Here is a 22646-nt window from a genome sequence, read left to right as displayed (position 1 = left end):
GCAGAGCTGTGCGAGCGAGTGGCACAACACATAAACGGGTGGTGGCGCAGTTTGGTAGCGCACTTGACTGGGGGTCAAGGGGTCGCTGGTTCGAATCCAGTCCACCCGACCACGAAACCGCAGGTCAGAGGCTTAAGCCTCTGACCTTTTTTCTTATACGTACTATTTGACGTACTATTTACGTACTGCAAACCGTGTCCCTCGTTTCTTTTGAAGTCCATTTTTGTCTTTTCTCTCGCCGTGAGAAACTGTTCGGTGAACGGTCGCGGTACGCGTCTTCGTGCAAGATCATCGCATCAGTAACGTGCCGATTCGTCTGCCCTAGAAACCCCTCCCGCTGGCCTTCACGCGTGTAATCCGCCCGTCCTTCGGCCCCTCGGTTCCGCAAGGGTGCTCGCCTGGAGACAAATGTCCGCGACTATGCTCGCAGCATACGAACTTTCAGCCGGCCTTGGGTATCCTCGGAGTTGGGCGCATGTGTAGGAATCGTGGCGCCCTGGGGGAACTCCGGGCCATTGCGGCCGATACGGACAGTGGGGACAGGTCGGCCAACGCGGCCAGAGGTGCCGACACCAGCGGATAGCATACGAACCGTCAGGTAACCCAAGGGCGTCACGCTCCATCGGAGGATGGGAGGTGACACCAGATGAGGGAAGGCGACACGCATGCAGGAAGAGCAGACACCAGACCTCTCCCAGATGAACCGACCGCTCAGCACGCAGGAGGTCTCGCGGTACCTAGGGCTGTGCGAGCGCCAGGTCCTGCGCATGGTCCATAACGGGCAGATCCCAGCAAAGAAGTTCGGCCACAACTGGTACTACTCGCCGAGGAAGATCGCCCAGCTGGTCGGGATGCTGGACCAATGACGCCGCCTTTGGGAGCGGCGTCGTGCGTTTTGTGCGCAGGCCGCCGTTGTGGAAGCTTACGGAAGGTTGGCCGCGGGCCCGTCCTGAAGGGGCGTGCCGTCACCTCGTATCCTCGCTGCCTGGTAGGGGCAAGGGGGTTCGGATGATTCGTCGGGAAATCGGAAGCAACCTGGACATGATATCGGCGGACGAGGCGGCAAGGATCCTGCGGGTCTCCGCCAGGACGGTCAGGCGGCTCTGCATAGACCGCAAGATTCCCGCCGTCAAAGTCGGCAACCAATGGCGCATCGACAGGACGGAGCTCATGAGAACGCTCGGCAGGGACAGCAGGATGTCCTGCTGGCTCGGCATGGATGGCAAATAGGCCCGGTTCCCGTCTGCGGTCGGTCTCGCGCGGCGTCTCGAATGGAGCTGATCAGAGATGAGACAGACCACAAGCTCGCGTGGAATCAAAGGCAGCCGCAGCGCCGTACTCTACAAGGAGTACTACTCCGTCGAGGAGGTGTCCCGCCTCCTGCACATCAGCGAGAGGACGATCAGGGAGCTGGCGCATCGCGAGGATGACCCGCTCCCCTTCCGCATCCTGTTCGGGCAGCAGAGGAACTGCTTCATACACCGCGAGGACCTCATGGACTGGCTCGAGTCGAACTCTCAGCTCGTACGCGATGCCGCGAAGAAGCAGACGGGCCAAGCGTGATGCGGGGGCACTCGGCCGGCGAGTTCGCAACGGTGTATCGGTTCATGACGGAGGGGCTGGGGCTTCGTGGGTCCGACCTCCTCGTCTACGCCAGGGTCTTCAGCTTCTGCCAGGAGGATACCGGCGCCTACTTCGAGTCGGCCGAGAGCTGCGCGGAGTTCCTGAACATGTCAGAGAGGCAGGTCAGAAGGTCCCTGGGAAGCCTCCTCTCGAGGGACCTCATAGCCGAGGCGGACTGCCCCGCGCAGTGCGCGAGGGGCAGGGCGTTCGTCCTGCGCAGGGAGGCAGTCAGGGACGCGATTCAGCTCGTGGAGCGCGGGGCCGACGCGGACAAATTGTCCGCGAGGGCGCCCGGGGGCGGACAATTTGTCCGTGACTCCGGACATCCTGGCCATGATGGCGGACAGAATGTCCGCCCCTATATAGATAGAAAAGACGATTAGAACGAATCTCATAGGAGAGTTCCTAGAGGGGGTGGGCATCGTGGGCTCGATGGGCGATTTCCACGCGGACACGGGACGTGACGGAAGGGAGACGCGCCCGCAGGTACTCATAACGCCCGAGGAGGCGATTGCACGGGGCTTCGCACGGGAGGCACCGCCTCCCGTGAGGTGCGCGCACTGCGGGAGGCAGCTCCGACCGCTCGGAATCCCCGTCTTCGGCAGCATTGCCTGGGTGTCGCACGAGCCCTGCGAATGCGACGGGTCCGTGCGCGAGAGGATGGAGGAGGAGCAGAGGATCCTGGAAGAGAGGGCGATGGAGAGGGAGCGAAGGCTCGATAGGTCGGGCATCCCGCTCAGGTTTCGCCGTGCGGCGCCGACCGAGGCCCAGTGCATCGCCTATGCGGACGCGATCTCCGGGTCCACCTCTGACGGGCTCTTCATCCACGGTCCGGTCGGCACGGGGAAGACCCACAACGCCGCGGCGGTCGCGATCGCCGCCTCGGACCGTGGTCTGAGGACCGTCTTCACCTCCGCTATCGCGATCTTCTCGAACATCAGGGAGACCTTCGACGGAGGAGGCTCGAGCAAAAGGGCGCTCGAGAGGTACGCCTCGTGCGAGATGCTCGTCCTCGACGACCTGGGCAAGGAGTCGAGCTCGAGGTGGTCGCTCATGACGCTGTTCACCATCGTCAACGCGAGATACGAGGGAATGAGGCCGACCGTCATCACGTCGCAGTACACGCTGGGACAGCTGAGGGCAAGGCTCGCGTCGACCGGCGAGGCGGAGACTGCGGCTGCGATAGTCTCTCGAATCGCCGCGATGTGCGCCGACGTGACGCTCTCGGGGCCGGACCTGAGGGGGGACGCCTGGAAACCTCTTGGGATGCAGACTATGCAAAGGACATGTGATGTTGCGAAACGATCAAAGCTCGACAATTTCAGGTAGCGGCTTGTCGATGTTCCTGTCCGTTGTTCAGTGAACCACAGAGAAGAGCTTGTGCAACAGGCGGATTGACATCTGCCAGCAGAAATTGGCCCTGTGTCACCGTTTGTGACACAGGGCCCATTCAAAGCCCAACGTTTATGAAAGCAGCCTCAGATTCATCTGAAGTTGCTGCTCCATTCCTCACTGTCTCATGTCGGTGATCTGCTTTACCGTAGGAAAGTCTCAAACTTTTTCGCAGATGTGCGCATCTCGCTGACCGTGTTGCTGTTGGAGCACATCAGCTCGATGTGCAGACCCGAATTCGACGTCACGAGCACGCTTCCGTATTCACAGATAGGCACCTGCTTGTTGTTCTTGAAGCGTTTGTCGGGTGTCCCGTTCTTGTTCACCTTGAGCCACGTCTGCCCTATGACCTTCGCATCCTTGGGGACAGAGTCCGTCTCCACGAAGTGTGACATGCCAAAGTCCATGTCGAGGTCCGCATAGCTGATGGCGCCCACGTCTGTCCTCGCGACGACGAGGACCTTGTCGGGCAGGAAGTAGACGCGCTGCTTGCGCAGCTTCAGGCCGAACGGCTGAACGTTGGACTCCACGAAGAACGGCAGCTTGTTGGTTGCCCTGGCCGGAATCCTCTTGACGCCGCGCGCCGCCCCGCCGCTCGTCTTCCTGTCCAGGCTGGTCTCGGAGACCGTCTGCCAGAACCTGTTATTCTTGTTTAGGCTCATCCAGATCGCGGAGAGGTCTACATAGGCGGCCCGTGACTCGTCGTCGAACGAGTACTCCATCGGTACCCTCATCTTCGAGCGGACGACAATCTTGAGAACGGCGCCAGCGAACGCCGTGAGGATGAAGGGCGGGAGGGCTGCGAGGATTATCGTCGCGATCAGCCAAGAGCTGAGGTAATCGAGCCTCTGCGCCTTCCTCATCTGGGCCAGCAGCTCCTCGTACTCCGCCGGCTGGTAGTCGCCAGCATTCACGCTCTCCGTGCTTACGGCGTTCGAAACCTCCGCCTGCTGCGAATGGCTTGCTCCACGGGCGTGGCTCTCTGAGCTCGGGCGCTTACTCTTGCCGCTCTCGCTGACGTACGAGAGCCCAGTGCCCGGTATCGAGTACGTCCGTCGCGAGGAGCCCTTCGCTGTCTTCGTGTAGCGGTAGCCCTTCGTGCCCCAGCTGTACCCGATGCCGCTCTTGCTGACGTTGACGCGGAATCCTCCGCCCAAGTTGACGCTCTTCCGAAAACGCACACCCAAGGTACATTCCTCCTCAATCACCGCATGTCTGCGGGGTCAGCCTTAAGCCCAACCAAGACCTTATCATGCCGTTGCGAACTTGATAACCTTGGTGTAGTTAGGCATATTGGCCCATGTCGCTGAGACCTTGCTCTGGGCCGGATCGATGGCATGCGCATCATGTATGAGAACTGGGCCTATCGTGATGGCCCGAAGTATCGGAAGTAGTTCAGCTCTAAGTCTACTTTCGACACAGAGCTCTGGCTGTCTTCTGCAAAGCTCTCCCTACCACATTGGTACTACCAGTCCTCGGCATCTGGAAAGGTAAGGGGACGCCAGAACACGGCACCGCAGCGAACCCAGAAGCATCCCAGGCAGCTTCGCTCGTCGTCCATCTCCTTGTCGGTGAGTCCCGAGTCATCCGCAAAGATCCAGACCCCTTGGATTGATTTCCTGAGCGTTGCCTCGTATATCGGGTCGGGGTCTCTGTTGGAGGAGAAGGAGAGCTGGTACACCTCCTGGAACATCATCTCGAACTCTGGGTACACCCCGTCGCGCGATTCCGAATCGTACCTGAAGCCGACTACGAGCGAGTCCGTCTCGGTCTTGAAGCGGCCTAGACTCAAATCCGTACCGCCAGCCCTGCCCAACGGGTCGTATGAAAACCCCGAGACGTACCAGTCGTGCATTCCGTCGAGACGCTCCATCATGGCGTCTGCGGCCATCTGAGAATCGATTCCTATCCACTCCATGAGACGCTCCCAGTAATCGAGCACTCGGAACCCTTGGGCGAGGTCCGCGGCGCGTATATAAAGCGGCGGTTCCGGTAGCGCCAAACCTGCCTGCCATAAGATGCTAGCAATTCAGAGGCCCGGCAGCAGGTACTTAGCCGGCCACCGCGGACAACGCGGCCCATACGGACAGCCGCCTCGCATTGAATCGTAGGCGGCGGGCCGCAACCGGCACCCAGCATACGACGAGAGAGACAGGCCGCGCGAGCCGGCCCGTCCACGAGCCGCCCGCCATGGAGGGGACATGGCAGACGACTTCGGCGACGACGCCGGCCGGCAGATATTCGACTGGGCGCTCCGACTCGGCATGGAGGGGTACCGCCGCGGCGGCGGGGCTGCGGGGCAGCGCGCCGTCGAGGACGCGATAGGGCGCCTCGAGGCCGCTCTGGAGAACGCCAGGGACGCCATAGGCGCGAAGCCCGGGCCATCGGGCGGAGCCCCGCAGGCGGCACGGACCGACGCGAGGTTCGCCCGTCTCGACATGTCCGAGTTCGCCGCGCTCGAGGACGGCCAGAGGATAATCTCGGCGGTGGACGCCAAGCTCGCCGCCAACGACATATGGCACGGGATGACGGAGGACGGCGGCACGCCCTGGCTCGTCTTCAAGACGGCGGACGCCCCGGCGGTGGCGTCCGCCTTCGACCAGCTCGTCTCCGACACAAAGGAAGCGGCGAGCAGGGCGGCGGAGCGGATGCGCCAGGAGCAGGTGCGGGACGACAGGTCCCGCGCCGCGGACCGCGACAGGGAGCCCCTCAAGGACAGGGCGGAGCGCGCGAGAAGGGCATCCGATGTCCAGTCGCACGACGCGGAGCGCGGCCGCGCGCCGGAGCAGAACCGCGCTGAGACGAGGTCGAAGTGAGGGCGCGCGGCGCTGGCGCCGTGGTCGCGGCAGGGCTCTCGGCGGCCGCGTTCGCGATCGGCGACGTCGCCACGGCGGCAGCCCCCGCGGGCGCGCCCACCGACCCAGGGCTGGCGGCGCGGGAGGCGCTTGCGAGCGTGCTCGCCGGGAACGCGGCGCCGAGCGCGGAGCCGCTGCCGCTCGCCGTAGGGCTCGCCTGCGCCGCGGGCGTGTGGCTCTGCTGGGCGAGGAGGCTCTCGCTCGCTGGGGAGCACAGGAGCGGCGAGGAGCATGGCAGCGCGAGGTGGGCGAGCCCCAGGGAGGCAAGGGCCTTCGCGGACCGCAGGGACCCCGCGAACAACATCATCCTGACGCGTCGCGTGTCCCTCGCAATGTCGAGGGCAGACCACGACCCCAGGTTCGAGCGCAACCGGAACGTCCTGGTGATCGGCGGGTCCGGGTCCGGCAAGACCCGCTCCTACGTGATCCCCAACGTCCTCCAGATGAACGCGAGCCTCCTGGTGACGGACCCCAAGGGGACGCTCGAGGCAGAGCTGGGCCCGGCGCTGCGCGCCGCCGGCTACGAGGTCGCGAGGATCGACACCGTGGACTTCGGCCGCTCCGCCCGCTACAACCCGCTCGCCTACGTGCGGACGCAGCAGGACGTGCTCGAGGTCGTCGACTGCATCATCGCAAACACCACGAGGGAGGGCGCGTCCTCGGCGGACCCGTTCTGGGAGAACGCCGAGAGGCTCCTGTACAGCGCTCTCGTCGCCTACCTCGTATGGCACTGCCCGGAGGCGGACAGGAACCTTCCGGGGCTCATGACGCTCCTCTCGCTTGCGTCGGCGAGCGAGGGGGACGAGGGCTACAAGAGCCCGCTCGACGTGCTCTTCGACGAGCTCGAGACCGGAAAGCGGTGCGTCGCCGGGGAGGAGGGTCCCCGCCAGGAGGGCGCGCGCTCGTTTACGGGCGGCACCCGCGTGGCGTGGGTCAGGGTCGCGGAACCGCTCGCGCCGGAGGACGACTTCGCGCTCGGCCGCTACCGGGCCTTCAGGGTCGCCGCCGGCAGGACGCTCAAGTCGATAATCATCAGCTGCAACGCGCGCCTCGCCCCGCTCGGCGGCGAGGAGATCCGGCGCGTCCTCTCGGGCGACGACCTCGGGATCGACCTCATGGGCGAGCCTGGCCGCAGGGTCGCCATCTTCGCCACGACGTCGGACACGAACGGGACGTTCTCGTTCCTCCTGGCGCTCCTCGTCTGGCAGGCGACGAACCTGCTCTGCGAGCGGGCGCTCAGGGTGCACGGCGGGTCGCTCCCGACCCCGGTCCACCTCGTGCTCGACGAGTTCGCGAACATCGGGAGGCTCCCGGACTTCGAGCGCACCATCGCCGTCGTCCGCTCTAGGAACATCGGCGTCTCGGTCATCCTCCAGTCGCTCTCGCAGCTGAAGGCCCGCTACGGGGAGTCTGCGCAGACGATCGTGGACTGCTGCGACACGACCCTCTTCCTGGGCGGCAACTCCAACGAGACGAACAGGGGGATCTCCGAGAAGGTCGGCAAGCAGACCGTCTCGGTCATCGGCGCGAGCGAGAGCAGGGGCTCCTCGAGCAGCTCCACGTAGAGCAGGCAGGCCGCGGAGCGAGACCTCATACAGCCCTCCGAGCTCGCGCGGCTCGACAGGCGCAAGGCCATCGTGCTCATCGCCGGCGCGGACCCGGTGATGGACAGGAAGTACGACCCCAGGAGGCACCCTGCGTGGCGCGGGGGGTGGTCGCGATGAAATGACCGGGCGGCCCGGCGAGTCGGCGGCGGCGCCGGGCCGAGACAACGCCGCCACCATGGACCCCTACGCTTCGGAGGGCAAGTTGCTCAACCAAATCATCAAGCTCGTCTCGGGCTGCGTCTCGTTCCTCGGCGGGTTCCTCGTCGTGTGGGGCGCCGTGAGCCTGGGCCTCGCGATACGCGAGCAGCAGGGCGGCGCGCAGATCGCGAGCGCCATATCGACCATCGCGGGCGGGGCGATCATCATCGCCGCCTCGGTCTACTTCGGGATGCTCGACACGTCCTGGCTCCCGGCCTAGGGGGCTGCCATGGCGTCGCTCTCGGTTGCGGTCCACAAGGACATAGGCGAGTACCAGGAGAAGGTCGTAGGCAAGCTCAGCCTGAGGACGCTGCTGTGCGTCGCGGGCGGCCTCGCCGCCTCGGTGGCGACGGCCTCCGCGCTCTATGCGGCGCTCGGCGTGGAGCCCGCCGACGCGAGCCTGCCGGTCATGTGCGCGTCCCTGCCGTTCTGGCTGCTGGGCTTCTGGCGGCCGCACGGGATGAGGGCGGAGGAGTTTGCCCCCATGCTCTGGGAGCACGCAACCTGGGACGGGGTGCTCGCGTACGGGACGTCGTGCCTGCTCGCGGCGCCGCCGGAGCCGATGGCGCAGAGGACGACCAGGAGGCACAGGAGGAACTCTAGGAGGAAGGGGGCGGAGCTCCGTGAGCCGAGCAGGGAAGCAGGGCGGTAGCGGCCCCAAGGCGGGCCCCTGGGAGAGGCTCTCACTGATGATATCCGGCGGGGGCTCAGCCGAGCGCGACCTCAGGGAGCACGACCGCGAGGCGAGCGAGAGGGCAGCCGCTCGCAGGAGGTCGCTGCGCGCGGCGCGTGACGTGTACGGCGCGGTCGGCTTCGACTCGCTGTGGGCGGACGGCATCTGCGAGGTGGACCCCGGCCTCTTCTCGCAGACCCTCGAGTTCTCCGATATCAGCTACCAGAGCGCCCGCAGGGAGGCGAAGGAGTCCGTCTTCTCGGCGTGGTGCCAGCTCTTCGACTCCATCGGCGAGGACGTGGCGCTCCAGCTCTCGGTCGTGAACACGCCCATCCCCGCCGAGGAGATTGGGCACCGCTCGTTCTTCGCGGAGAGCGGCAGGACCGCCGCGCTCGCCGAGGAGTACAACCGCATCCTCAACGACAAGATGCGCGAGGGGGTCTCCAACCTCGTGCGCTCCCGCTACATCACGTTCTCCGTGGGGGCGAGGGACGTGGAGTCGGCCGTGCCCAGGCTCGCGCGCATCCGCGGTGATGTGACGCAGTCGCTCCAGAGGATACGCTGCGACGCCATGCCGCTCGACGGCCCGGCTCGCCTGCGCGCGATAGCGGAGCTGCTGCGCCCTGGCAACCCTCCCGCCGCTGGGTGGGAGGCCCTCGGGGCGACCTCAGGGCTGCGCGCGAAGGACCTCGCGTGCCCCAACTGCATCGAGGCGAAGCCCGAGGGCTCCGCGACGTGCCTCAGGATCGACGGCAAGTGGTGCCAGACGCTCGCGTTCCGCTCGTTCGGCTCTGAGCTCTCGGACCGGTGCGTGGCCGAGATCGTGGACCTGCCCATCCCGCTCGCGGTGAGCCTGCACGTGAGGGGCATGGACAAGTCGCGCGCGATTGCCTTCGTGAAGAAGCGGCTGGCGTGGATGGACAAGGAGATCATCGACGAGCAGATGACCGCCGTGAAGCGCGGCTACGACTTCGACATCCTGCCCTCGGAGCTCAAGTACTCGAAGGCCGAGGCAGAGGACCTCCTCGACCACCTCCAGAACAAGAACCAGCGGCTCTTCCGATACACGGGGCTCGTGTACACCTACGCGGACACCCGCGACGCGCTGCGCAACCAGGTCGAGCAGATAATGCGCACGGCGCGGTCGAACTCGATCGACGTCGGGACGCTCGACTACCGGCAGAGGGAGGGGCTCAACTCGGTGCTCCCTCTCGGCGCCAACCGCGTGGAGGTCGGCAGGATGATGACCACCGCGGAGGTGGCGATCCAGATGCCCTTCGCCACGCAGGAGCTCAACCAGGAGGGCGGCGGCTACTACGGACAGAACAAGGAGAGCTCGAACCTGGTGATCTGCAACAGGCGCAGCCTCGCGAGCCCCATGGGGTTCGTCGCCGGCAAGCCCGGCAGCGGCAAGCCCTTCTCGACGAAGCGCGAGATCCTCAACACGATCCTCGCGTATCCCACCGACCAGGTGATCATCTTCGACCCCGCCGGGGAGTACTCCGCTGTGACGGAGCCGTGCGGCGGGACCACCATAAGGCTCGGGCCGGACTCCGACTCGCACCTCAACCCCTTCGACCTCACCGACGTGGCGGACCTCAGCCCGAGCGCCCAGCGGGCGTTCAAGATCGACGCCTTCCTCGCGCTCTCGGCCGCGACCATGTCCGAGGGGAGCCAGGGGCTCCCCGAGGCGGACAAGTCCATCATCGCTCGCTGCGTCGAGGCGTGCTACGAGGGCCGCTCCGGGGACGGCGGGACCCCCACGCTCGGAGACCTCTACGAGAAGCTGCTCGCGCAGGAGGAGCGCGAGGCGCGGGACATCGCTCTTCGCTACGAGCGCTACGCCGTGGGAGCGCAGTCGTTCTTCAGCCACGAGTCTGACGTCGACCTCTCGAACCGGATCGTCGACATCGACCTCAGGGACCTCACCTCTAACCTCAGGACCTTCGGCATGCTCACGGCGCTCGAGTCCGTGCGGAACCGCATGTACTCGAACTACGAGCGGGGCGTCACCACGTGGCTCTACATCGACGAGGTCCAGTCGCTCTTCGAGCACCCTGCCATCGTCTCGTACTTCTCGCGGTTCTGGGCCGAGGGGCGCAAGTTCGGCCTCGTCGCCACGGGCATCACGCAGAACTCGGTCTACATGCTGGAGCACGAGGAGGCCAGGAACATGGTCCTCAACTCGGACTTCATCCTCCTCCACAAGCAGTCGCCTGTGGACCGCAGGGCGTGGGTCGACCTCCTTGGGCTCTCCGAGCAGGAGTCGCGCTACATCGACGAGTCGATCAAGCCGGGCGAGGGGCTCCTCGTCGCCGGCGGCGCGCGCGTCCCCATCAAGGACGACTTCCCCAGGGGCGCGCTCTACGACCTCTTCAACACGAAGCCGAGCGAGCAGGCGCCGAAGCGGCGCCGCAGGAAGGCGACGACTCGGAAGGCGGAGAGGTGAGCGCCCGACAGGGAAAGGCGGGCGGCGGCGCCGTAGCGCGCGAGGTGGCGGACGCCTCCTCGGTCGCGTTCGAGGGGCGCACGGACGCCGTGAGCGCCGGCATCGCGCACGACGAGGGCGACGCCGCCCTGTCGGAGCTCAAGGGCCGCCGGGCGGCAGCGATGGGACGGGCAGCCAGGCTGCGCCGCGCGTCCGGCACGGCGTCGCGCGACGCGTTCGGCGAGTCCGACGAGGAGCTTGGGACGGACGCGCTCTCGCGTCCTGCCTCCATGGCATCACGACCGATGCTCGCGAGGGCCCGGCGCACGTCGCTCGCGACGGGCAGGTGGGGCGTTCGGGCAGCCGAGGGCGGCGAGGGGTGCCAGGGACGGCCTCCGGCGCCCTCGGACCCGGTGGAGGGTGCCGACCCGCAGATGGCAGCGACGACGGTGCAGTGCGCCCGCGAAACCAAAGAGGGCGAGGCAGCGCCTCGGACGGTCGCCTCGGCGTCAGAGGCACCCCGACGCCACGGCGCGCGGTCCAGGCTCTCCGCGCTCGACGGGAGGGCCGCGTCCCGACCCGGATCTCCAAGGGCGCGCCGTGCGGCGCGACGCGGAGGACGTGCGAGAGGCGATGCGCCCACGCGCATGGCCGCACAGGGCACGGCAGCAGGCACGACACCGGCCCCCGCCGACAGGGCGGCTGCGTACGCGGCGGGCGCGCCCGCCGCCGTCCCCGTAGCCGGCATCCTCGCCGGAGCGGTCGTCGCGGTGCTTGTGGCGGCGACGCTCTCGCAGGCGATAGGTTCGCTCTTCGGGTTCTGGGACAACGAGGCCTCGAGGCGGGCCTCGGTGGAAGGGCTCCCTCCCTACGTCACCTACTCGATGGTCCTCACGGCCCTCGAGTGTCAGGAGGAGTACGGGCACCCGGCGGGCTGCACGCTCGCCCAGATCATCGTCGAGTCGGGCGCAGGCGACCACCTCTCGGGGCTCGCGACGAGGGACAACAACCTATTCGGCATCAAGTGGGCTTCGAGCTTCGCCTCCTGCCCCGAGGTCGCGGGCAAGGAGTCATGGCAGACGCGGGAGGAGTACGGCGGTACCCCGGTAACCGTCATGGACGCCTTCACGAGGTTCAGGTCCTGCGAGGACTGCATACGCTTCCGCTCTCGCGTGCTGCTGCAGTCGGAGAGGTACGCGGGCAACGAGAAGATCCGCCGGGCGATCGAGGGACGCGACTCGGACCTCATGGCGGAGGGCCTCAAGGACGCCGGCTACGCGACGTCCTCCTCCTACGTGGACTCGCTCAAGGCGGCCATGGACGCCTACGGCCTCCGGCGGTTCGACTCGATGAGCGCCGACGAGCTCAGGGAGGCCGGGCCCGCGGGCGCGGCCTCGGGCAAGGGGGCGACCATCGTCGCCGCGGCGCAGTCGCAGCTCGGCACGCCCTACGTCTGGGGAGGGTCGACGCCCTACAAGGCGCTCGACTGCTCCGGGCTCACGCAGTGGTGCTACGCGCAGGCGGGGATCCGGATACCACACCAGAGCGAGGCGCAGATGAGGGCGGGGACGAGGGTCCCGCTCTCGCAGGCGGAGCCGGGCGACATCCTCTGGAAGCCGGGCCACGTCGCCATCTACGTCGGGGGCGACTCCTACATACACGCGCCGCAGCCTGGGGACCACGTGCGCGTGGGAACCGGCATCGGACGCTTCACGTGCGCGGTCAGGTTCTAGCAGAGAGGGAAAGAAGGATGGAGAAGAGGCACAGGGCAGTAGCAGCGGTGGCGGCGGGCGCCGTCGCGGTCGCGCTGGGGGCCGGGGCCGCGCGGTCCTGCGCGGGAACCAGCGAGCCGACGGCCGGCTCGGACCCGCGGGATGCCGGGGGGTCCACGGCATGGGTCGAGGTGGTCCCCGGGACGGGATCCTCCGGGGACGCCGAGGAGGGAGGAGCGGGCGCTGCCGCCGAGGAGGCGACGTCCTGCGCCGCCGAGCTCGAGTCGCGCGAGTGGATGGGCGCCGAGGACGCGTCGCTCAGGATGACCGCGTCGGGCGGCAGGCTCGTCGAGACGGACGGCACCGACACGTACACGTCCTCCTACGTTGTCACATCCGACGGCGATGGCAGCTGCGGGCTCGCGGTCACCCGCGCCGACGGGACCGTTGTGCAGGCCACCGTCACCATCGAGGGCGAGGGGGACGACGAGAGGCTCACCTGCGAGCAGCTCCAGACCGCCTTCGACTGGGTGCCTGCCCCCAGGGACGGCGAGGTGAGGGTGACGGACGTGGACGACGCCTACCTCTCGCTCGTGGGCGGCAGCGAGGACGCGCTCGACCTCGCCGTCTCCCTCTGGGCGTCCGAGCACGTCCCCGGCGCCTCGGAGGCCGCGTTCGACGGAGAGGTGTACCTCGACACGAGGACGGGCTCGGTCACGGCCACCTTCACCTGCGACGACCCGGGGAGGACGATCCTCTCGGTCACGTGGGCCGACGGCGCCTTCTCGGTGACGGGCTAGCCATGGACGGGACCACGACAAGGCGCGCGTTCCGCCTCGCCATGGCGGCGGCGCTCGCCGTCGGCATCGCCCTCCTCGTGCCGCGTCCCGCGTGGGCGTCCATCGGCGACGACATCAACTCGTGGATGTGCGGGGTCCTCCGGGACACCTGCAACTGGATCTTCGACGCCCAGGCCAAGGTGCTGGCCTCTATAGGCGTCGACGGCGTCCTCTCGAAGCCCTTCGACAGGATGCTGGGGACGGCGGGCGAGGTGACCCTCTTCGACATCGCCCGCGGCGTGTGGAAGACGGCGGTCCTGCCCATCGGCTGCGGGGTCCTGAGCATGGTCTTCACGGTCCAGCTCATCCACCTCTCCCAGCGCATGGACGGCAACGCCTCGATGCCGGCCGTGCGGGAGGTCGTCTTCCTGCTCGTGTTCTTCGCCGTCTGCCTCTTCCTGGTGCAGAACTCCTTCGAGCTCATGCGCGCGGTCTACGAGGTGGCGCGGCTAGCGATAACGAGGACGACCTCGGCATTCGGGTCCGGCGGCGCGATGGACCTCGCAAAGGTCTCGATCGTCACCACCGAGGACAGCGTCCCCGCCCTGGTCGCGATGATCGTCGTCGCGCTCGTGAGCTGGGTCGTGGTCATCGTCGCCTACGTGGTGGCGCTCGTCGTCTCGTGGGCCCGCGCCATCCAGCTCTACCTCATGGCTGCCCTCAGCCCGATCCCTCTTTCTCTGCTGGGGCTCGAGGACACGCGCCAGGCGGGCGTCGCGTACCTCAGGAGCTTCGCCTCCGTGTGCCTCGCCGGCCTCATCATCACCGTCACCCTCATCGCCTTCCCGGTCGTGCTGGGAGGGCTCAACGCGGCGAGCGCCGGCGCGGGCGCCGCCGTCGACACCGTGGTCGGGGGCCTCAGCTACGCGCTCCAGTACCTCGCGATGTGCGTGCTGCTGATCCTCTCGCTCACGAAGAGCGGCTCCTGGGCCAGGGACGTCCTGGGCGGGTAGCCGAGCAGAGCCAATCGGCCGGGGCAGGCCCCGGAGGCAGGAGAACAGGAGGAAGGACATGGAAGGTCCGGAAGGCAAGCGAAGGGGGCGCGTCTGGCTCTCGTTCCACGAGAGGTTCGTGCGGAGGGCGGAGTACGCAGACCGCGAGACGGGCGAGGAGAGGGTCCTCAACACCGTGACCCTCCCCAGCGGGACCGTGGTCGACGGCACCGACTACGGCGGCTGGCAGTTCCACCCGAGGTACGTCGAGCCGAACCACTCCAAGTACCACGACGGGCACTGGAGGGACGTGCCGCTGCCCGCCGGAAGGGTCGTGAGGCTCAGCCGGGACGTCCTCGACGCGGACGGCAGCCCGATGCCGGACGGAGAGGGCGGCAGCCAGAGGGAATTCGCGGAGGTCGACCCCGCGAGGCTCAGGCTGGCGCTCGTCGAGTCGCGGCGCAGGTGGTACGAGCAGAACGGGCGCGACCGAACGGAGGCCCGGGACGACGGCACGGATGGGCTCTCTGAGCGGGCGCAGGGCGCGCGGGCCGCCTCCGAGGCGATCGGGAGACCAGGCGCCACCAACCCACAGGAAAGATAGGAGAAGAGATGAAAACCATGAAGGTGAGGGCCCGGTCGGCCCGTCGCGCCCTGAAGGCGTGGAGACGCGACGGAGGGGCGAGGCGCATGCAGGCCCTGGCGCTCTCGGTCGCGCTCGTGCTGGGCCAGCTGCTGGGGGCGCTCGCGCCCACGGTCGCGCACGCGGCGACGGGCGACACGGCCTACTTCTACAACGACACGTCGGGCGACGTGGGACCGTTCAGTGCGAAGACGTTCGGAGCCTACCAGCGAACCGATGACGCGTCGGCATCCGGCGTGGCCTACTGCATGGACGGGGAGCTCGAGGGCCCCGGGCTTGGGAAGGTCACATACACGTGCGAGGGCGATGCCGACACCGTCCTCGGCTACATCGTCGCCAACGGATACCCGAACCAGACCACCATCGGGGGCAGGGCGCTCTCGGCCGGCGAGGCGCGCGCCGTCACCCAGATGGCCATCTGGTACCACCGGGGCTACGACCTAGGCAAGCAGGGGCTTTCCGCCGAGAAGCTCGACCTGTACGAGCTCGGCGTCGCCCTCTGCCGCGAGGCGGAGGCCTACGAGGCGTCGGGCGGGGCGAGCCTGCGGTGCGGCACGGTATGGTTCGCGACCACGGACAGGCAGCGGATGCTGCTCACGTCGGTCCCCACCGGCGGCGTGGAGCTTGTGAAGTCCTCGTCGAACCACGAGGTGACCGACGGCAACGGCAGCTACTCGCTCGCCGGAGCCGTGTACACCGTCTATTCGGACGAGGCGTGCACGCAGGCAGTCGCGACGATCACCACGGACGCCGACGGCCGAGGCTCGGTCGAGGGCCTGCGCGCCGGGAGCTACTGGGCGAGGGAGACCACCCCGGCGAGCGGGTACGCGCTCTCGCAGGACGTGATCGCGCTCTCCGTGGAGGCGGGCAGGACGACGAAGGCCACGGCGACGGACGCGCCGCAGACGAACCCCCTCGGTCTCGTGCTCGCCAAGGCCGACGCCGAGACGGGCGAGGCCTCCCCTCTCGGCGCCGCCAGCCTCGCGGGCGCGGAGTTCGAGGTCCGCTTCTACGCGGGTCAGTACGACGAGGGAGACCTCCCCGAGGACGGAACGCGCACCTGGACCGTGACCACGGGCGAGGACGGCACCGCGGACCTCTCGTCCGCCACGGGCGACGAGCTCTACCGCGACGCGTCCGGGAACGCCGTCGTCCCCCTGGGCACCGTCGCCATACGGGAGACCAGGGCACCAGAGGGCTACAAGGCCTCGGTCGGGACCTTCGTGACGCACGTGACCGCCGAGGGCACCTCCGAGCGCGTCTCGACCTACGCCGCGCCGACCGTATCCGAGCAGGTACGCCGGGGCGACCTCGAGCTCGTGAAGGCGGAGTCCGGGAGCATGCGGCGCCTCTCGGGGGTCCCGTTCCGGATCACCTCTGCCACCACGGGCGAGTCTCACGTGATCGTCACCGACGAGAACGGCCAGGCTGGCACCGCGGCCTCCTGGAACGCCCATACTAGCCGCACCAACGCCAACGACTCGGCGGCGGAGGGCTCCTGGGACGCCTCGGCGGGCGTATGGTTCAGCGGCGCCACGGGCAAGGACACGGCCCCCGACGACTCGAAGGGGGCGCTGCCCTACGACACCTACACGGTGGAGGAGCTCCGCTGCTCCGCCAACGAGGGCCTCAGGCTCGTCAGCATGACCGTCACGGTATCGCGCGACGCCACGACCGTAGACCTGGGCACCATGGACGATGACGAGGGCCCGCGCATCGCCACCACGCTCACCGGCGAGGGCGGAGAGCACCTCGCCGAGGCGGCCGGGAAGGTCACCCTCACCGACGAGGTCGCCTACGAGAACCTCGTCCCGGGCCAGGAGTACGAGCTGACAGGCACCCTCGTGGACCGCGGGACCGGCGAGGCGGTAACGGATGGGGACGGGAGTCCCGTCACCGCGAAGACGAAGCTCGTCCCCAAGCTCTCGAGCGGGAAGGCGAAGGTCACGTTCGAGCTCGACGCCTCGGGGCTCGCGGGCCGCTCCGTCGTGGCCTTCGAGGAGCTGTCCCAGGGCGGGACCACGGTGGCCGCGCACGCCGACGTCGACGACGGGGGCCAGACCGTGCTCTTCCCCCGCATCGGAACCACGGCGACGGACGCGGAGGACGGATCCCACGAGGCCGCCGCGGACGGCGACGTCACCATCACCGACGAGGTCGCCTACGAGAACCTCGTCCCAGGCAGGGAGTACGAGCTGACCGGCACGCTCATGGACCGAGAGACCGGCGAGGCCGTGACAGGGGCGGACGGCAGGGCCGTGACCTCAACCACCAGGCTCACGCCGGAGTCCGGGTCCGGCACTGCCGAGGTCACCTTCAGCTTCGACGGGTCCGCCCTGGCGGGGCGCACGGTGGTCGCGTTCGAGACGCTCTCGCTCGGGGGAAGGGAGTACGCGGCGCACGCGGACCTCTCGGACCAGGGCCAGACGGTCACGTTCCCGGGCATCCGCACGACCGCCTGCGACGCCTCCGACGGCGACAAGGTCATCGACGCGGCACCGGGGCAGAAGGTCACGGACACCGTGGCGTACTCGAACCTCGTTCCCGGCGCCACCTACAGGCTGACGGGCAGGCTCGTGGACCGCGACTCCGGCAAGGAGCTCGCGACCGCGGAGGCGGAGATCGCGCCCGAGTCGGCCACCGGCACCGCAGAGGTTGCGTTCGACGTGGACGGCACCGGCCTCGAGGGAGGGAGCCTCGTCTGCACGGAGGAGCTCTCGCGCGACGGCAAGGTGGTCGCCGTGCACGCGGACCTCTCCGACGAGGGGCAGACCGTGAGCCTCCCCGGCATCCACACGACGGCGACCGACGCCGACGACGGCGACCACGAGGCCACGGCCTCGGAGCGGGTGAGGATCACCGACAGGGTCGAGTGGTTCGGGCTCGTCGCGGGCCGCGAGTACACGGTGAACGGCACCCTGGTCGACGGCGAGACCGGCGAACCCGTCAGGGACGCCGACGGCACGCCCGTCACGGCGAGCGCCACCTTCACGGCCGACGCGACGTCGGGCAGCACGGACGTCACGTTCGAGTTCGACGGGAGCTCGCTCGCGGGTCGCGACGTGGTCGCCTTCGAGACGATCACGCACGAGGGGAAAACCGTGGCCACGCACGCCGACCTCGAGGACGAGGGGCAGACGGTGTCCATCACCGAGGCCCCGCCCGAGACCCCGAATGAGGAGGAGAGCAAGGGCGGCGAGGGTCTGCCGAAGACCGGTGATGCTGGCATCCCGGTTGCCCCCATCGCGGGGCTCTGCGCCGCCGCCGGGCTCTCCCTCGCGGGCGCGAGGGCGCTGAGACGCCACGAAGCCCACGACGAGTCCGAGATGCGCATCGAGCGCGGACCAGAGAGCGGACCCGACCCGCTGGGAGGAGGCGAGGACGATGAGTAGCCAGTTGGGAGGCCTCGCCTGGTTCGTCCTCGGCGTGCTCAACGGGGCGACGGCAGTCGCTGCCCTCGCGCTATGCAGGGCGGCCGGGCTCGCCGACGGGTGTGGAGAGGAATAGGCATGGCACAGTGGGCGGTCCCGAAGGGGCCGCCCCGTCTTCCACAGGGAGGAAGAGATGCGCGGGGAGAAGGGCAAGGACACGCTCGCCGAGGGGCGGGCGAGGCTCGTCGAGTCGCTGGCTAGGGCGATGGAGGAGGAAGGCCTCTCGTGGTACGCGGGATGGGAGAGGTGCTGGTCAGCGAGGAACGCCGCGACCGGCGCGCGATACAGGGGCATCAACAGGCTCTCCCTCGCCGCCGCGTCCGCACGCTGCGGATTCGATGATCCCAGGTGGATCACGTACAACCAGGCGCGCGAGGCGGGCTGGCACGTGCGGCGCGGCGAGCGGGCGCAGGCAACGGTGGAGTTCTGGAGCTGGTACGTGCGCATCGTGCGCGCGGGGAGGCAGTCGGTCGTGACGGTCCAAAGGGCACTCGAGCTCGTCTCGACGGGGAAGATCACCGAGGGGGACGTCTGCGGAGAGAAGTTCCTGAGGGGAAGAGGAGCCTGGGTCTTCAACGCGAGCCAGGTTGAGGGCGTCCCGCCACTCCCTGTGCCGCATGCGTCGGACCCGAGGTCGCAGCCCTGGAGGGTCGCCGACGACCTCGTCGCGTCGTCGAGGTGCCCCGTGAGGGAGACGAGGAGCGACGACGCCTTCTACGCCCCCGCGGAGGACGCAATCACCATGCCGCTGCGCGGGCAGTTCGAGTCGGCCGAGGGCTTCTGCAGGACGCTCATGCATGAAATGTGCCACTCGACCGCGGGAGAGCTCGGCAGGCCGCTCCCGACCGACCACGAGTCCTACGCGTTCGAGGAGCTGGTCGCGGAGCTTGGCAGCGCCTTCTCCGCCGCGGACGCCGGGCTCGACATGTCGGCTGTGGCGAGGGGAGGGTCGGTGCAGACCTGGACGCAGAACCACGCGGCGTATCTCAGGTCGTGGCTGGACGAGATCAGGGACGACCCATCCGCGCTCGCCCGCGCCGCCTCGGAGGCTTCGCGGGCCTCCGACCTCGTCATCGGCAGGTACGAGAGGACGAGGGACGAGCGGCTGCGGCCGCGCGCGAGGGACGAGACGCCGCTCGCAGAGAGGGCGGGATCCGCAAGGGAGGCTTCGGAAAGGCTCGCTGCGTGGGACATGACACCAGAGGACATGAGGGCAAAGTAGTAAACCAGCAGGTAGACGAGCTGCTGTAAGGCCATCTGAGGCCATCTGGGAGCGCCCCGGACCAACCGTCTGGGGCGAGGCCAGGCAAATAGGGGCATGCCCTCAGAACACGGCGCGCAGCGCCAGCCTCAGCGCCCAGATGAGGACGCGCAGGAATCCCCTCAGAACGGCGAGCGTGATCCTGCCCAGGGCCGAGAAGAACCGCCTCATGACGCACCTCCGAATCCGGGATCCGACGTTTGCGAGACCGTAGCACGCACGCGCGACAAGAATTCGAGGCTCCCGGCAGGCACGCCCATCCAAGCGCAGACCCTTTCCGTGGCATCTCGCGGGTCGTCGCCCGCCACCTCCGGGATCGAGAGGCCCGTACGGTACGCCCAGGCGGAAAGCGCCGGGAGGTCGGACGGGCCGTCATCGAGCATGGCGCGGACGTCATCGAGGCGCGACACGTCAACGAGCCCGCCTCCCGCCCTCAGCCACCTCGCTGCGCCGTCGACGTCCACCCTGGACACAGAGCCGAGCTCCTTTGGCGTCGCGAGCTGCGCCCGCCATCCGCGGCGCCTCCTGAGCGCCTCACCCTCCGCGACGCCCTGGGAGTCGTAGTAGTCGAGCTCGAGCCAGATGCCGTCGTCCCCCAGCGAGAGCACGAGGTCGGAGAGGACGCTCCTCCCGGGAAGCGGGTCCGGCCGTGTGAGTCTGTCGGAGTCGAACTCCTCCAGGCGCCCGTCCACGAATGACACCGTTACCCTCATCGCGGCCTCCCGTCCATGCGGCGGTCTTGCCCGAGCTCCGGCTGCTGCCGGCCGGTGCGCCCCTCGTCGTTCTGGGTGCTCTGGCGCACGCCACTGCGAGCGTCCTTCCTCTGCGCGTGCCCGGTGCGCCTCGCAGCCTCCCTGCGTTTCGGCAGCATGCCGTACTCCCTTGCCAGCGCGGCGGCGGCATCGATTCGCTCCCTCACGCCGGGCTCGTCGCAGCGCTCGGCCGCCGCGACGAGCTCCTCTACGGAGCGTGCGCGCGTCTCCTCGATCACTGCGACGGCGGAGGAGAGTCCCCTGAGCTCGGAGAAGTCCCTGAGCTCGATGGCGCGGCGCGCCGCTTCCTCAACGCTCACGACGGACCCGTCCGGCAGGAGCGCCTCTCCGCGTCGCGCGGCGAGCCTCGTGAGCACGTCTGTGCGGCGGTAGTCGGTGCCGAGCCGCGTTCCGCTCACCCTCCTAGAGGGCTGGTCTGCGAGGGAGAAGGTCCAGTCGCTGCCGTCGCCGCGGACGCTCGCCTCGACGCCCAGGCGCGAGAGTCTGCCGAGCAGCTCCCGCTCCGTCCTGGAGGAGGCGATGGCGACGTCGACCCTCGACCGGATGTCTGCGACCCAGGAGTAAGCTCCCCTGGAGGAGAGCTCCGCCTCCGCGCGTCCCACGTGGACCCTCTGGTAGTTCTCCCGCGAGGCGCGCTTGCGCGTGTCAGGGTGCCCTGCGTCGATCCTGCCCTCGAAGTGCGAGAGTCCCATGTTCAGCGCGATCGCCTGGAGGCGCCCGTTCAGGAGGCCGGGGTCGGGGTCGCGGAGCCTGTTCCCCGTGGCGAGGTTCGTGTTGTTCACGATCACATGCGCGTGGGGGATGCGCCCCTCGTTGTCGTCGTGGTAGACGATGGCCACCTGGAAGTCCGGGAAGCTCTCCTCGGCCCAGCGCACGGCGAGCCCTCTGAGGTCCGCGAGCGAGACGCCGTCGCGCGGGTCGGGCGAGAGGACGTAGTGCTTGTAGGTCCTGGCCGGCCTGCCGCGCCAGGGGGCGTCGTTGCCGTTTGCGCGCCTGGTCTCGTCCATGGCCACGTCCCATTCGAAGTCGTCCACGCCGCGCCCCGACTGTCGCACGGCCTCGTCGATCCGCGAGAAGTGCAGCAGGTCTCTGGCGAGCGCCCTCCCGTCCCGCTCGAGGTACCTCCTCGCGGCTGCGAGACCCGTGTGCCCCGATATGGCCTTGATCGCCGGCATGCGCGTCAGCTCCAGAGGAAGACGGCGGGCCTGTCGGAGAGCCTCGCCATGTCCTCGCGGAGGCACCCGATGGAGTCCGCCACGTAGGTCATCTCCGCGTCCACGACCCTGAGCGTCTCGAGCGCGTCCTCGGCAGCCACCTCGTCCGGCGACTCGCGGGCGACCTTGGCGATGGTGTTCAGCGCGGCCACGGACTGGTTGTAGAGCGTCCCTATGGAGCGCAGGTTTCTCACGATGCCGTGCGAGGTCTCGTAGTCGAAGGCGACGGTGCCGACGCCCATGCGCGCCCCGCCGTCCGCGAGGCAGTGGATGAGGAGCCTCACCACCTGGCTCCTCGAGCAGGAGAGCTCGGCGGAGGCCCTGCGCAGGGCCTCGAGCTCCTCGTCGGACACGCGGACGTTCAGGCGGTTCGGCATGGCGTCTCGGCTCAAGTCGGTCACCCCCAGGGGCGCGGGGCATCCCCCGCAGAGCGAAAGGACGGTCGGACGGTTCTGCCCGCGGGGGCGTCCCCCGGGGCACAGACGCCAGTCTGCGCCAACGGGGCTGCCTCCGCGGCCAGCCTGTCCGCGCCGTCCGCCGCGTCCATCCTGGCCACCGTGGGTGTACAGGATGGGCTACTTGCTGTCCCCGGAGAAGCTTGTTTACGGATAGGGGCAAACTGCTAGAATGTAGTTACATTTATTGCATTTTGCACGCTAATTGCGAGGGGTGAGCCATGAAGTACTCCGAGCTCGTCGATTCCGGCGCCACGTCCACTCAGGTGATGGACTATCTCTCCGAGGGCGAACCTACGCCGATAACGCTAAGGGTCCCGAGGAACCTCAAGGACGCAGCGGCGGAGACCGCTCGCCTCAGGGGCGTCAGCTTCTCGGCATTCATCCGCTCGTGCATCATCAACGAACTCTCCGAGGGGGACTAGAGGGTGGCAGGACAGGTCAAGTCAAGGGAGCGCGTCCAGGAGCACGGCGAGGTGTTCACGAACGAGCGCGAGGTCAACGCCATGCTCGACATGGTGAAGCAGGAGACCGAGCGCATTGACTCGCGGTTCCTCGAGCCCGCCTGTGGCGACGGCAACTTCCTCTCCGAGGTGCTCAGAAGAAAACT

22 protein-coding genes, 1 tRNA gene and 2 pseudogenes are annotated in these 22646 nt (G+C 68.1%); 20 read left to right on the top strand and 5 right to left on the bottom strand.

Features of this window, described 5'->3' with window-relative positions:
* The first annotated feature begins 35 nt into the window (after positions 1-35).
* From ABVS03_RS02010 to ABVS03_RS01985, 6 genes are all read left to right on the top strand, one after another.
* Positions 36-112, top strand: a tRNA-Pro gene (locus ABVS03_RS02010).
* A gap of 553 nt (positions 113-665) precedes the next feature.
* Positions 666-866: a helix-turn-helix domain-containing protein gene (locus tag ABVS03_RS02005; RefSeq protein WP_059055374.1), complete on the top strand. Its 201-nt coding sequence runs from the start codon at positions 666-668 to the stop codon at positions 864-866.
* A 175-nt stretch (positions 867-1041) separates the two neighbouring features.
* Entirely contained in the window at positions 1042-1230 is a 189-nt protein-coding gene (locus ABVS03_RS02000) for a helix-turn-helix domain-containing protein (protein ID WP_368017813.1), read from the top strand.
* A 57-nt stretch (positions 1231-1287) separates the two neighbouring features.
* Positions 1288-1563, top strand: a complete 276-nt coding sequence (locus ABVS03_RS01995; protein ID WP_059055378.1) for a helix-turn-helix domain-containing protein — start codon at positions 1288-1290, stop codon at positions 1561-1563.
* Positions 1560-2006: a hypothetical protein gene (locus tag ABVS03_RS01990; RefSeq protein ID WP_368017812.1), complete on the top strand. Its 447-nt coding sequence runs from the start codon at positions 1560-1562 to the stop codon at positions 2004-2006. Before ABVS03_RS01995 ends, ABVS03_RS01990 begins: the two co-directional genes overlap by 4 nt.
* 31 nt (positions 2007-2037) lie before the next feature.
* Positions 2038-2952: an ATP-binding protein gene (locus tag ABVS03_RS01985; RefSeq protein WP_059055383.1), complete on the top strand. Its 915-nt coding sequence runs from the start codon at positions 2038-2040 to the stop codon at positions 2950-2952.
* Between the two features lie 206 nt (positions 2953-3158).
* Here ABVS03_RS01985 and ABVS03_RS01980 read toward each other — a convergent pair whose 3' ends face one another.
* On the bottom strand, positions 3159-4196 hold the full coding sequence (locus ABVS03_RS01980; protein WP_326831963.1) for a DUF4236 domain-containing protein: 1038 nt from the start codon (positions 4194-4196) through the stop codon (positions 3159-3161).
* A 284-nt stretch (positions 4197-4480) separates the two neighbouring features.
* Positions 4481-4933, bottom strand: a complete 453-nt coding sequence (locus ABVS03_RS01975; protein ID WP_059055386.1) for a hypothetical protein — start codon at positions 4931-4933, stop codon at positions 4481-4483.
* Between the two features lie 283 nt (positions 4934-5216).
* Between ABVS03_RS01975 and ABVS03_RS01970 the strand changes: the two genes are divergently transcribed.
* The 12 genes and pseudogenes from ABVS03_RS01970 (at position 5217) to ABVS03_RS01915 (ending at position 19555) form a co-directional block, all read left to right on the top strand.
* Positions 5217-5831, top strand: coding sequence for a hypothetical protein (locus tag ABVS03_RS01970; RefSeq protein WP_368017811.1), 615 nt, complete (start codon positions 5217-5219; stop codon positions 5829-5831).
* Positions 5828-7594 (top strand): annotated as a pseudogene (locus tag ABVS03_RS01965) (VirD4-like conjugal transfer protein, CD1115 family). The gene ABVS03_RS01970 and the pseudogene ABVS03_RS01965 overlap by 4 nt, the downstream one beginning before the upstream one ends.
* A gap of 85 nt (positions 7595-7679) precedes the next feature.
* On the top strand, positions 7680-7895 hold the full coding sequence (locus tag ABVS03_RS01960) for a hypothetical protein (RefSeq protein WP_059055801.1): 216 nt from the start codon (positions 7680-7682) through the stop codon (positions 7893-7895).
* Positions 7896-7904: 9 nt separating this feature from the next.
* Complete coding sequence (locus tag ABVS03_RS01955; RefSeq protein WP_059055392.1) at positions 7905-8327, top strand: PrgI family protein; 423 nt, start codon at positions 7905-7907, stop codon at positions 8325-8327.
* Positions 8328-8364: 37 nt separating this feature from the next.
* A complete protein-coding gene (locus ABVS03_RS01950; protein ID WP_368017810.1) occupies positions 8365-10797 on the top strand; it encodes a VirB4-like conjugal transfer ATPase, CD1110 family in 2433 nt (810 codons plus the stop codon).
* Positions 10794-12509, top strand: a complete 1716-nt coding sequence (locus ABVS03_RS01945; RefSeq protein ID WP_368017809.1) for a glucosaminidase domain-containing protein — start codon at positions 10794-10796, stop codon at positions 12507-12509. The genes ABVS03_RS01950 and ABVS03_RS01945 overlap by 4 nt, the downstream gene beginning before the upstream one ends.
* Positions 12510-12526: 17 nt before the next feature.
* Positions 12527-13288: a hypothetical protein gene (locus ABVS03_RS01940; protein ID WP_059055396.1), complete on the top strand. Its 762-nt coding sequence runs from the start codon at positions 12527-12529 to the stop codon at positions 13286-13288.
* A 2-nt stretch (positions 13289-13290) separates the two neighbouring features.
* On the top strand, positions 13291-14280 hold the full coding sequence (locus ABVS03_RS01935; protein ID WP_368017808.1) for a conjugal transfer protein TrbL: 990 nt from the start codon (positions 13291-13293) through the stop codon (positions 14278-14280).
* 58 nt (positions 14281-14338) lie between these two features.
* On the top strand, positions 14339-14863 hold the full coding sequence (locus tag ABVS03_RS01930) for a DNA gyrase (protein WP_368017807.1): 525 nt from the start codon (positions 14339-14341) through the stop codon (positions 14861-14863).
* 8 nt (positions 14864-14871) lie between these two features.
* On the top strand, positions 14872-18294 hold the full coding sequence (locus ABVS03_RS01925) for a VaFE repeat-containing surface-anchored protein (RefSeq protein WP_368017806.1): 3423 nt from the start codon (positions 14872-14874) through the stop codon (positions 18292-18294).
* Positions 18287-18409, top strand: coding sequence for a hypothetical protein (locus ABVS03_RS01920; RefSeq protein WP_268233403.1), 123 nt, complete (start codon positions 18287-18289; stop codon positions 18407-18409). Before ABVS03_RS01925 ends, ABVS03_RS01920 begins: the two co-directional genes overlap by 8 nt.
* A 57-nt stretch (positions 18410-18466) precedes the next feature.
* Positions 18467-19555, top strand: a complete 1089-nt coding sequence (locus ABVS03_RS01915) for an ArdC family protein (protein ID WP_368017805.1) — start codon at positions 18467-18469, stop codon at positions 19553-19555.
* A 206-nt stretch (positions 19556-19761) separates the two neighbouring features.
* Here the strand turns inward: ABVS03_RS01915 and ABVS03_RS01910 are convergent, their stop codons facing one another.
* Genes ABVS03_RS01910 through ABVS03_RS01900 form a run of 3 tightly spaced genes read right to left on the bottom strand, consistent with a single transcriptional unit; the run spans position 19762 to position 21973 of the window.
* Positions 19762-20307 carry a hypothetical protein gene (locus ABVS03_RS01910; RefSeq protein ID WP_059055406.1) on the bottom strand — a complete coding sequence of 182 codons (546 nt, stop codon included), beginning with the start codon at positions 20305-20307 and terminating at the stop codon, positions 19762-19764.
* Positions 20304-21542: a relaxase/mobilization nuclease domain-containing protein gene (locus ABVS03_RS01905; protein WP_368017804.1), complete on the bottom strand. Its 1239-nt coding sequence runs from the start codon at positions 21540-21542 to the stop codon at positions 20304-20306. The genes ABVS03_RS01910 and ABVS03_RS01905 overlap by 4 nt, the downstream gene beginning before the upstream one ends.
* Positions 21543-21547: 5 nt before the next feature.
* The gene (locus ABVS03_RS01900) at positions 21548-21973 is read right to left on the bottom strand and encodes a hypothetical protein (RefSeq protein ID WP_368017803.1); all 426 of its coding nucleotides are present in this window, start codon (positions 21971-21973) and stop codon (positions 21548-21550) included.
* A gap of 284 nt (positions 21974-22257) precedes the next feature.
* On the opposite strand from ABVS03_RS01900, the gene ABVS03_RS01895 reads away from it, so the two are divergent.
* Both ABVS03_RS01895 and ABVS03_RS01890 read left to right on the top strand, forming a co-directional pair.
* Entirely contained in the window at positions 22258-22461 is a 204-nt protein-coding gene (locus tag ABVS03_RS01895) for a YlcI/YnfO family protein (protein ID WP_059055413.1), read from the top strand.
* A gap of 3 nt (positions 22462-22464) precedes the next feature.
* Positions 22465-22646 (top strand): annotated as a pseudogene (locus ABVS03_RS01890) (SAM-dependent DNA methyltransferase); the annotation flags it as partial.

The sequence above is a fragment of the Olsenella sp. AGMB03486 genome (genome assembly GCF_040884255.1).
Taxonomy (GTDB): domain Bacteria; phylum Actinomycetota; class Coriobacteriia; order Coriobacteriales; family Atopobiaceae; genus Olsenella_L; species Olsenella_L kribbiana.
Note: the sequence above shows the minus strand (reverse complement) of the source record. Positions and strands in the feature narration are given on the sequence as shown.